Annotated in this window: 10 protein-coding genes; 3 read left to right on the top strand and 7 right to left on the bottom strand. The window is 58.7% G+C overall.

The features are described 5' to 3' along the window. Positions 1-438: 438 nt before the first annotated feature. Together GQA94_RS23200 and GQA94_RS23195 are read right to left on the bottom strand one after the other, a co-directional pair. Entirely contained in the window at positions 439-1,203 is a 765-nt protein-coding gene (locus GQA94_RS23200; RefSeq protein ID WP_017244576.1) for a TerC family protein, read from the bottom strand. A 553-nt stretch (positions 1,204-1,756) separates the two neighbouring features. Continuing rightward, positions 1,757-2,848, bottom strand: coding sequence for a calcium/sodium antiporter (locus GQA94_RS23195; RefSeq protein WP_017244578.1), 1,092 nt, complete (start codon positions 2,846-2,848; stop codon positions 1,757-1,759). Between the two features lie 263 nt (positions 2,849-3,111). On the opposite strand from GQA94_RS23195, the gene GQA94_RS23190 reads away from it, so the two are divergent. The 3 genes from GQA94_RS23190 to GQA94_RS23675 all read left to right on the top strand — a co-directional run bounded on the left by GQA94_RS23190 (position 3,112) and on the right by GQA94_RS23675 (position 4,985). Continuing rightward, on the top strand, positions 3,112-3,591 hold the full coding sequence (locus tag GQA94_RS23190) for a hypothetical protein (RefSeq protein WP_063543707.1): 480 nt from the start codon (positions 3,112-3,114) through the stop codon (positions 3,589-3,591). A gap of 316 nt (positions 3,592-3,907) precedes the next feature. Next, positions 3,908-4,516 carry a DUF6088 family protein gene (locus GQA94_RS23185; protein ID WP_045735839.1) on the top strand — a complete coding sequence of 203 codons (609 nt, stop codon included), beginning with the start codon at positions 3,908-3,910 and terminating at the stop codon, positions 4,514-4,516. A gap of 154 nt (positions 4,517-4,670) precedes the next feature. After that, positions 4,671-4,985 carry a hypothetical protein gene (locus GQA94_RS23675; protein WP_224490795.1) on the top strand — a complete coding sequence of 105 codons (315 nt, stop codon included), beginning with the start codon at positions 4,671-4,673 and terminating at the stop codon, positions 4,983-4,985. Positions 4,986-5,056: 71 nt separating this feature from the next. On the opposite strand, the gene xseA is transcribed toward GQA94_RS23675, so the two are convergent. The 5 genes from xseA to GQA94_RS23160 all read right to left on the bottom strand — a co-directional run bounded on the left by xseA (position 5,057) and on the right by GQA94_RS23160 (position 8,903). After that, positions 5,057-6,463 (bottom strand): exodeoxyribonuclease VII large subunit, encoded by a 1,407-nt coding sequence (gene xseA / locus GQA94_RS23180; RefSeq protein WP_231098860.1) that lies wholly within the window; start codon positions 6,461-6,463, stop codon positions 5,057-5,059. Further along, the gene (locus GQA94_RS23175; protein WP_019406848.1) at positions 6,456-6,668 is read right to left on the bottom strand and encodes an exodeoxyribonuclease VII small subunit; all 213 of its coding nucleotides are present in this window, start codon (positions 6,666-6,668) and stop codon (positions 6,456-6,458) included. Before GQA94_RS23175 ends, xseA begins: the two co-directional genes overlap by 8 nt. 66 nt (positions 6,669-6,734) lie before the next feature. Then, entirely contained in the window at positions 6,735-7,364 is a 630-nt protein-coding gene (locus GQA94_RS23170; RefSeq protein ID WP_063542756.1) for a hypothetical protein, read from the bottom strand. A gap of 326 nt (positions 7,365-7,690) precedes the next feature. Beyond that, positions 7,691-8,188, bottom strand: a complete 498-nt coding sequence (locus GQA94_RS23165; RefSeq protein ID WP_063542754.1) for a hypothetical protein — start codon at positions 8,186-8,188, stop codon at positions 7,691-7,693. Between the two features lies 1 nt (position 8,189). Next, positions 8,190-8,903 carry a DUF2786 domain-containing protein gene (locus GQA94_RS23160; RefSeq protein WP_063542752.1) on the bottom strand — a complete coding sequence of 238 codons (714 nt, stop codon included), beginning with the start codon at positions 8,901-8,903 and terminating at the stop codon, positions 8,190-8,192. Positions 8,904-8,922 lie beyond the last annotated feature (19 nt).

Genomic DNA, 8,922 nt, shown 5'->3' with positions numbered 1-8,922 from the left:
GCTCGGCATGAAAGCGCTCGCTCCCAGCCGCGGAGCCAATCAGCCATGTGGAGAAGAAGCACGGCAACCCGCGGGGATAACACCTAAAGACAGGGCGGATTTCCGCCTTTACTCAGGGTGTGAGGGCGGAGTTCCGCCAGAATTGTCGCGGCGCAGACCAAGCGCAACGGACAAGACCCGCCGGTGCTGGTCGGCGTAAGTTCAGGTGAGAGAAGCGAGAAGCAGGATGAACGTTGCCGGTGGAGCATGGCGATACGAAAGCAGGCGGTGGGCCCACACCGAGTGCCACTTATCTACCAGCAGCGTTGCGCGGCTGGGACGAGCCGATGGTAGGGAGCAGAGGTGTGAAGCAGAAGACTTTCGCCGATTCGTAATAGTCTCGGCTGGACCGGTGCCCGATTGCAGGCACCGGCGTTTATTGAACAGTACGGCCGCCGATTACTCTCGAGGCAGTGCTGCCTTTTTTTGATTGGCGCGCCGCGCCAACATGTTCAGCACCTCAACGCCAGCGGAGAACGCCATGGCGGCATACACATAGCCCTTGGGGACGTGGGCACCGAAACCCTCTGCGATCAGCGTCATTCCGATCATGAGCAGGAAGCCTAGGGCAAGCATCACTACGGTCGGATTGTCGTTGATGAACTTAGCCAGCGGGTTGGCCGCGACCAGCATCACGGTTACTGCGACAACGACCGCGATGACCATGATCGCCACATGGTCAGTCATGCCTACCGCCGTGATGATGCTGTCGACCGAGAACACCAGATCGAGCAGCAGGATCTGTGCGATCGCGGCGCTAAAGCCCATCACCGCAGCGTTCTCCAAAGGCTTGCCTTCAAACATGTCCCCGCCCGGCGTAGGGTCCATGCTGTGGTGAATTTCTTTGGTGGCCTTCCAAAGTAGAAACAGACCGCCTGCAATGAGGATCATGTCTTTCCACGACAAGGCATTGCCAAACAGCTCGACTACCGGCTCGGTGAGCTGAACGATCCACGCCACTGTGCCAAGCAGGCCCAAGCGCAGGATCAGCGCGAGGCCGATACCGATGCGCCGCGCTCGCTCCCGCTGATGCTCGGGAAGCTTGTTGGTTAAAATCGAAATGAAGATCAGGTTATCAATACCGAGAACCACCTCCATCGCGATCAAGGTGGCCAGGGCCACCCAGGTGGTGGGTTCGGAGAACAGCTGGATAAGCGATTCCATCAAGGGTCTCGAGGGTTAGGATGTGATGATGACGGTCCCGAAACAGAGGACCAAGGCGGCGAGAGCATATCCGGAACCCCTCATCGCAGAGAGCAGCAAGCCTGGGCTATTTGTTTCAAGACGATTCAACTCAAACTCGACGTCAAGCCGCCCGCGTCATTGCTCGAAAAACCAGTTGATCGCCGTTCGAAATAGGAGTGGGATACGCCTCGATCACTATCGATCACACCTTCTTCCTACCTCTCGTGAGCTTCTACATGAACGCCTATCACATAGTCCTTTGCACCATCCTCAGCTTGGGTGTCTTGGGTACCGGGGTCCTGCTCGACTATCGCAATGCTGAAAGAGATCGCGCTGCGCGTACAACCGACTATTCGAACCCCAACACCCTTCTGACGGGACGGGCCAAGCCACGAGACGAGGAGGCGAACGGGAAAGTCTAGTCACTGGCCATTGAGCGAGGCTCCGTTTGCTGCCCGCCCAAGCTCGACCGGAGCGGCAATAAGCCGAATGCACGGCATGGGCTTCACTCGATCTGTGGGTGGATATCCGCTTAGCCTCGCTGCTTCTTCCAAGCCTGGCTGGCGATCACCAATAACGTCACCGCAGTCAGCGGCAGTACATAGCCCATCATTGCATCGCCGAAGGTTTCAGCGAACGACTCGCCAGCGCTTGTCATGACCAGATAGGCGGTATAAGCGATGTAATAGGCCAGGAACAGCAGACCTTCCCAGCGACTGATGCTGTAGCCAGTGAAAAATATAGGCAGACACGCCAGCGCCACCGCAATCATCACCGGAAAATCGAACGCCAGGGCACTCGCCGCCACCGCAACGTCCTGCGGTGCGACTAGCGCCGACAGCCCCAGCACGCAAAGCAAATTGAAAATGTTGCTGCCAACGATGTTGCCCACCGCGATGTCCCGCTCGCCCCGAATTGCTGCAAGTATCGAGGTGGCCAGCTCCGGCAGGGAGGTGCCAACGGCAATCACCGTCAAGCCGATCACCAATTCTGACAACCCCAGCGCGCGCGCCAGCGATACGGCGCCCTCCACCAGGAAGTTGGAGCCGACCACCAACAAGACCAGGCCAACGATGACCAGACCTGCATTGATGAAGCTGGAGTAGCGCTTGGGGTGCGCGTCGGCGCTGAACTCTTTGGCAAACTCGTCGCTTGCGGCGGCCTCGGCATTCGCGCGGCGGCTGCTTTGAATGAGGAACAGCGTGTAGCCGATTATCGCGGCGAACAGCAACGTTCCATCGAGACGGCTAAGCGTGCCGTCCCACGCCAATGCATAGGTGACCAGACTGGCACCGATCATGATCGGCACATCAAGGCGGATCAATTGACGGGAGACGATCAAGGGCGCGATTAGCGCCGTGAGACCCAAAATGAACAAGACGTTGGCGATGTTACTGCCGACCACATTGCCGATTGCAATATCGCCACTGCCCGCAAGTGCCGCCTGCACGCTCACCGCGGTCTCAGGCGCACTGGTGCCGAACGCAACCACCGTTAAGCCAATAATCAGCGGGGAAATACCGAATTGGGCGGCCAGCTTTGCCGCGCCGCGCACCAATACCTCTGCGCCAAACACAAGGAGCACAAGGCCTGCGATTAGATAAGCAAACGTTATAAATGTCACGGCACGGGTCCTCTAAAATCAGCGATACAGTGTGCTGCAGTAGCAACATACTAGATCAGCCCTATGCGTCGTGACGTTAGCAATCATGCGTTTCAAATAATTGCTGCAGCAGTCTGTCAGCAACCACTGCTCTTGTGGCCGTGTCGATGTCGGCCAGTTTGTTACACTGGCAACAGAGGCAATCGATTATGCCGTGGGCAACCGAAGCGCAATGCTAGGCTGCCTGAAGCTGGTCACAGCGAAGTACCTGGAGGATGGGCGAGATGCCACGTCTGGATCGTAAACAAAGCTTTGGCGCGCTCCTGGAGACTGTCACCCAGCAGCGCCTTAGCCAAGTTGCGTCCGATGCTCTTGTGGAGCTCGCCAAACAGTTGTGGTACGAAGAGCGCGACCTCGTGCCGGTACTGCAGCGTGAAGTGGCGGGCAAGCTGCGCAAGCCTGAACAGAAGCTGCGAGCCCTCTATCTGGTCGACCTGCTGCGTCGCTTTCCCTGTGTATCAACGGAAAAAGCCGCGCGTCTAAAAGGCTTTGTCAGCAGCTGGTCGAACCTGAAACCGGCTGAACGCTCGCCGCGGGCGACCCAGTTGGTCTCTCGCTACAAGCTCGACAAGCTGGCCTATGAATGGGGGCTGGAGGAAGACGTCAGCAAGCAGATGCAGGATGTCCTGGCTTTCCAAACCCGCCATTACGCCGCCACTCAGGACGTGAAGACAGGCTATTCAGAGCCGGTGCCTGTCGGCTAGCTGGCAGCCTCCGCAGGCCCTCTAATTCGTCCTTTTTTCCAATTTTTCGATCTCGAGTCGGCCACGGATTGCGGGAATTATCTGCAATTATCTCGACATAGATAATTGATCAATTATTAACCGCCCAGGCGGGTTGCGAATCGTGTTCGACGCTCTTCTGCGAGTGCAACCAAGCGACTGATCCGTCCTTTCTCTCTGGATGGCTGTAGCGATTGGGCGCGAATCCTATTCCGACTGCCGATTGCCGCGCCGCAGTTCGTTGATCAGTGTCAGGATTGTTGCTAGGTTTCTGACATATTTCAAAAACCAGCCATCCATGAAATCCCTTTCCGCGGCAATCATCGAACACAGCAGGCTTCTTCCTGAAGGAGGCATCCTTGCACCAAACGAATTCCTTCACTTGGCTGACCGTGCTTCGGTGGACCAAGCATTCTCTCGATTAGCCAAGGGCGGGGAGTTAATGCGGATTTCACGCGGCCTCTATGTGGCGCCGGTCACCGGGCGCTTCGGCAAACGCGCGCCGGCGACGGAGAAGGTTATCAGTGCGATAGCTTCGAAAAGCCATCAGGTAATCGCGTTAAGCGGTGCCCGCGCAGCGAACCTTCTAGGGCTAACGCAACAGGTGTCGATTAGGGAGGTATTTGTTACCGGCGGACGGCCGAGAACCCTGCAGCTAGGCAAGGCTCAGGTGAGAATCGAGCATGCGCCGCATTGGCAAATCGCCCTCGGAACAACCATTGCTGGCGACGCTGTACGTGCGCTTGCCTGGCTGGGGAAACCCCACGCCCCAGAGGCAGTCGCCAAGCTGCGCACGTGCCTGTCGAGTAACGATTGGCAGATTTTGATATCGCATAGATCAAACCTTCCTCAATGGATGGCTGAAGCGATTGGGCGCGAAGCAGTCTTTGCTGAGCAGGGCTTCTGATGCTCGTTTAAATACAATAATTTAGAGAACGAATGTCCTAATTTTGCCTTATCTCGGCAAGACTCAGTTACGTCCTGAAAAGTCTTTATAAAACATGCGGATAGGAGGGAAGTGAGTGAATTTTCCCTTTATCTCGGCATGACCCCTTCTAGGGCTGACGCAGCAGGTGTCGATTAAGGAAGTATTTATCACCAGCGGACGGCCGAGAACCCTGCAATTAGGCAAAATTCAGGTGAGAATCGAACATGCGCCACAGTGGCAGGTCGCCCTCGGAGCGACCATTGCTGGCGACGCTGTACGTGCACTTGCCTGGTTGGGCAAACCCCACGCCCAAGAGGCAGTCGCGAAGCTGCGCACGTGCCTGTCGAATAGCGATTGGCAGGTCTTGAAATCGCATAGATCCAAGCTTCCTCCATGGATGGCTGAAGCGATTGGGCGCGAAGCAGTCTTTGCTGAGAAGGGATTCTAATATTCGTTTAAATACAATAATTTAGAGAACGAATGTCCTAATTTTTGCCTTATCTCGGCATGACCCCGGGTTCATGTCGTCTGTGCTCCATTGGTTGATTCAGTGACTGTTGCGCTCAGGTGGCCATCTGCAAAGGCCAGATCCAGCCGGCCGGCTGCCCGTGCCTGCTGTGCACTGGTAACGATTTCCCCACCAGGGGAACGGATCAGGGCAAATCCCCGGCTCAGCAGTGCGAGCGGGTTGGTCTTGTCGTAGAGGGTACCCGCCAGCGCCAAACGAGCATTTTCCCGTGCGATCAGGGCGAGCGACTGAGCGGAGGCCCTGGAAGCGCCCAGAAGGGCCTTCTGTCGCTCACTGGCGATCAGACCAAGGGTCAAGCGTGAAAAGCGATCCTGCGCAGCCTGCTGCTCGGCCTGCTGCTGGGTAATGAGCCGGGCTCGGCCGCTGTCAAACCGCGACTGACGGTCCAGCAGGTTTCGGTGCTCGGCATGAAGCCGCTCAACCACACGCCGGCTGAAGTAGCCCCATGCACGATCCAGGTACGGCCCCTGCCCCGCCACAAGCCGCTGAATCAGGGCGTTCGCCTGCTCTGCCCGCGCCCGCGCCGCCGATGCCTCGGACATGAGCGCCGTCTTGATGAACCCGATCACCTTGGACGGTGTGTCGAAACGCCGGTGCGCAACCAGATCGAGCACGCATTCGTCCACCTCGTGACCGATGCCGGTGAACACGGGCACCGGCAGCCGGCATACCCACGCCGCGAGGTTCGCATCGTTAAGCCAGGCCAGATCGCTCTTCGCGCCGCCTCCGCGAATGATTGCGACCGCATCGAAGCCCTGAGCCTGGTGACGCTCATGAACCTGCCGCAGCGCATCGCGAATGCTCTCGGAGCAATCCTTGCCCTGGAAGGTCGCTGCGAAATATTCGAACTGACACACGCCGGCGCCGGCCAACTGCTCGGCGTCGCGCTTGAAGTCGGCCAGCCCCGCAGCCTCGTGCGGCGCTACAACCGCCACGCGCCAATATCCACTCGGCGCCGGTAGCCCGCGCTGCAGATCCAGCCAGCCCCGCTCACGTAGGGAGGAAATTATCTTCTGCAGTTTTGCCTGCATGTCGCCCAGGGTGTAGCTGGGGTCAATGCCGGTCACCATGAGGCTGAAGCCAAACTGAGGGGAGAAATCCGCCCTGACTTTGAGCAGTACGTTCATGCCCGCCTGCGGCAAGCCCCCGGTCGCCTCTTGCCATTGCTGCAGCACCTTGCCGGCGACATTGGCGAACATCGTGCACCGTGCCTTGGCCACCCCGTTACCGTCTCGCGATTCGAGGATATCCATGTAGCAATGCCCATTGGGGCGACGCTTGAAGTCGCTCAGCTCGGCGACCACCCAGCAGCTGTCGGGCATCGCAGCGCGAAACGCCTTCTGGATCTGGGTCAGGTAGGCACTCAGGCTCAGGTGGCCCTCAGCCTCATCAGCCACGCTCAATGCCCCGCTCCCCTTCGGTACCCAGTGTTGCCTGCACAACTTGCTCGATGCGCGACAGCCGGTCTGCGCAGAATGCACGGGCCTTAGCGAACTCCTGAGCTAGTGACTCCAGCTCGTCAATGCTGACCTCGTTGCGCTCCAGGCGCTTAACGGTCTGCTCGATGAAGGCGATGTTCGCTTCGTAGGTGTCTCGGCTCATTGGGGATTCCTGTGACAGGGCAGTTTCGAGCCCATTATCACAGGAATACCGGAACACCCAAGCCAATCAGCGAGTCGGTGGGTACCAGTAGCTTTGACCCTGCTCGATGTGACCTGGCTTGTCGCCGTACTTGGCCAGGAACAGCTCCTTGGCCAGGTTCAGGTGGGGCCGGACTAGGTGGTGCACCATTGCGGCGTACTCGCCGAACGCGGGGTGACGCTTCCAGTACCCGCCGCCGATTGCTGCCGACAGAGATCGATCAAACCAGCCCTGTAGCAGCCGTTCCACGCCGGCCAACTCTTCCTCAGCCGAGTTTGCGTCGTCGATCATCTGCCGGCCGTCACGCTTGGCTTGCTCACGCTCGTTGTACGCAGCAGGCAATCGGCCAAGGGCCACAAGCGCCTCCTCGAATGCCAGGTGCCTTTTCTCGTGGCTGATCCGGTCTTCTGCCAGATCCGGCGCGAACTGAAGTCCGCATAACGAACAGGTGACGGTGCCACTGCCAGACCCTGCGCACAGCGCAGCCACCGCATCAGATGCACGCTTGCGCAGCTCATGGTAGTGGCGCACGGCAAAGTGCTCTCGTGCGGTCACGTCCAGTCGCTGGGCATGGGTCAGATCAGGGTGTGAGTGCTTGGCCTGCTTGGCGAGCTTCTTGGCGCGCTCAAGGTCAAGAAGGGGGGTGTGCATTTGCATACGGAAACCTCCAAGGGATTACTCGGTGTCCACTGAAGAGCACCCTGCGAAGGTGCCGGTAGTTGTCTGCTGTGAAGTCGGTAGTGCTTTCGCTTTGCCCGTGTGGACGGCCGGCACCTACCCGGAGTGCCAGCAGAAAATATCTACTGACGTTGGTCGTCAGTCAAGCCAACCGGCTGATCATTTCTTGAGCACGCCCTGCCGCCTCGGTATCTGCTCGCCTGCCTGAGGTTATCCACAAGGTTGCCCACGCTTTCCGTGGATAAACCGCAGGCAGAAAAAATCCCGCTCAAGGCGGGACTTTTCTGGGGTCCATGAAGACGCCATCAGCGCACGGGACGAATCGCGCCAGATGTCAGAGGGCCGGTACCCGAAAACTCATAGCCCGGCTTGTGGCCGAAGAACTCTTCGTAATCGGCGTCATTCAGGTCTTGTGCCTCGCCCTTCAGCACGCTCACCCAGAGGGCATGATCGTCGTCGATGTGGATGAAGCTCGCAGGGCCGTAGCCGTTCTGCTCCAGCCAGTCTGTCAGCTGCACGAACCGAGCCGGCGCGTAGTTCACCTGCCCTGCTCCCTTGCTGCTCGCCTCGCACACTGGCTCGGGCTGCAGGGTGTTGTGGAAGCGGATCTGGCCTTCGCACACGATGATGTTTGCCAGTACCGGCGTGGGAGCCGCTGCCCATTGCCGGTGACCGATCCTGATATCCAGGTAGTCATCATCGGCAGCGTATGCATCCGGCAGCGTCGCCCTGCTGCATCCGCTCAAAGCGCCCGCAAGCATCAGCGGCACGACGAGCGCGTTCGCAAATCTCTGCCCTTTCATTTCAACCTCCGTTGGCCTGTTGTGCGATCTGGGCCACCTGGTCATGTCCCATCGGGGTGTGCAGCGAAACCCCGGCACCATCCTCAAGCCCCTGCTGGTAGGCCCCGTATTCCTCCGGGCTCACCTTGCGGCGCTTCATCTTGCCCACCGGAACATCCGGGTGGTGTTTGCCCATGTAGGCGCTGATGGCACGCTCCACCTCCTCGGACACTCCGGCGAACTCCTCTACCCGGCGTGCTACCGAGGTGATCCACGACTCGGCGTACAGATCGCCGGCGCGGCGCTTGTGTGATGGGCTGGCGAACTGAAATCCAGAAAGATAATTCCTGCGTGAATCGGTCAGCTGCCGAGCCAGCACTTCGTAGGCGTAAGACGCCATTTCGGACGTGCCGGTATCACCGATGAAGGTCAGTGTCTGCCCGGATCGACCGTAGCCGTACAGATTGATACAGCCAAAGGCCTTCGCCACTGTCGCCGCGAGCATTCGCACCCAGCGCGCCGGCATGCTCTTGCCCTTGCCGACTTTCAGGGTGAATTCTTCTGCCCGAGATGCATGTACATCGCCAAGCTCAAGCTTGAACTTGTCCATCAGCTTCTGAGCCTGCCGCATCGCCGCTTCTGCCTCGTGGGCATTGCTCGACTTGGCCAGCGCAAAACACTTCTTGATCTTGTCCAGGGCTCGTTTGCGCTTCTCTGGATCTACTTCACTCGACATTTCTACAACCTCCGCTTCG

This window comes from Stutzerimonas stutzeri (genome assembly GCF_009789555.1).
In the GTDB taxonomy this organism is placed as follows: Bacteria; Pseudomonadota; Gammaproteobacteria; order Pseudomonadales; family Pseudomonadaceae; genus Stutzerimonas; species Stutzerimonas stutzeri_R.
The sequence above is the reverse complement of the archived record's forward strand: the minus strand, read 5'-3'. Positions and strand labels throughout refer to the sequence as shown.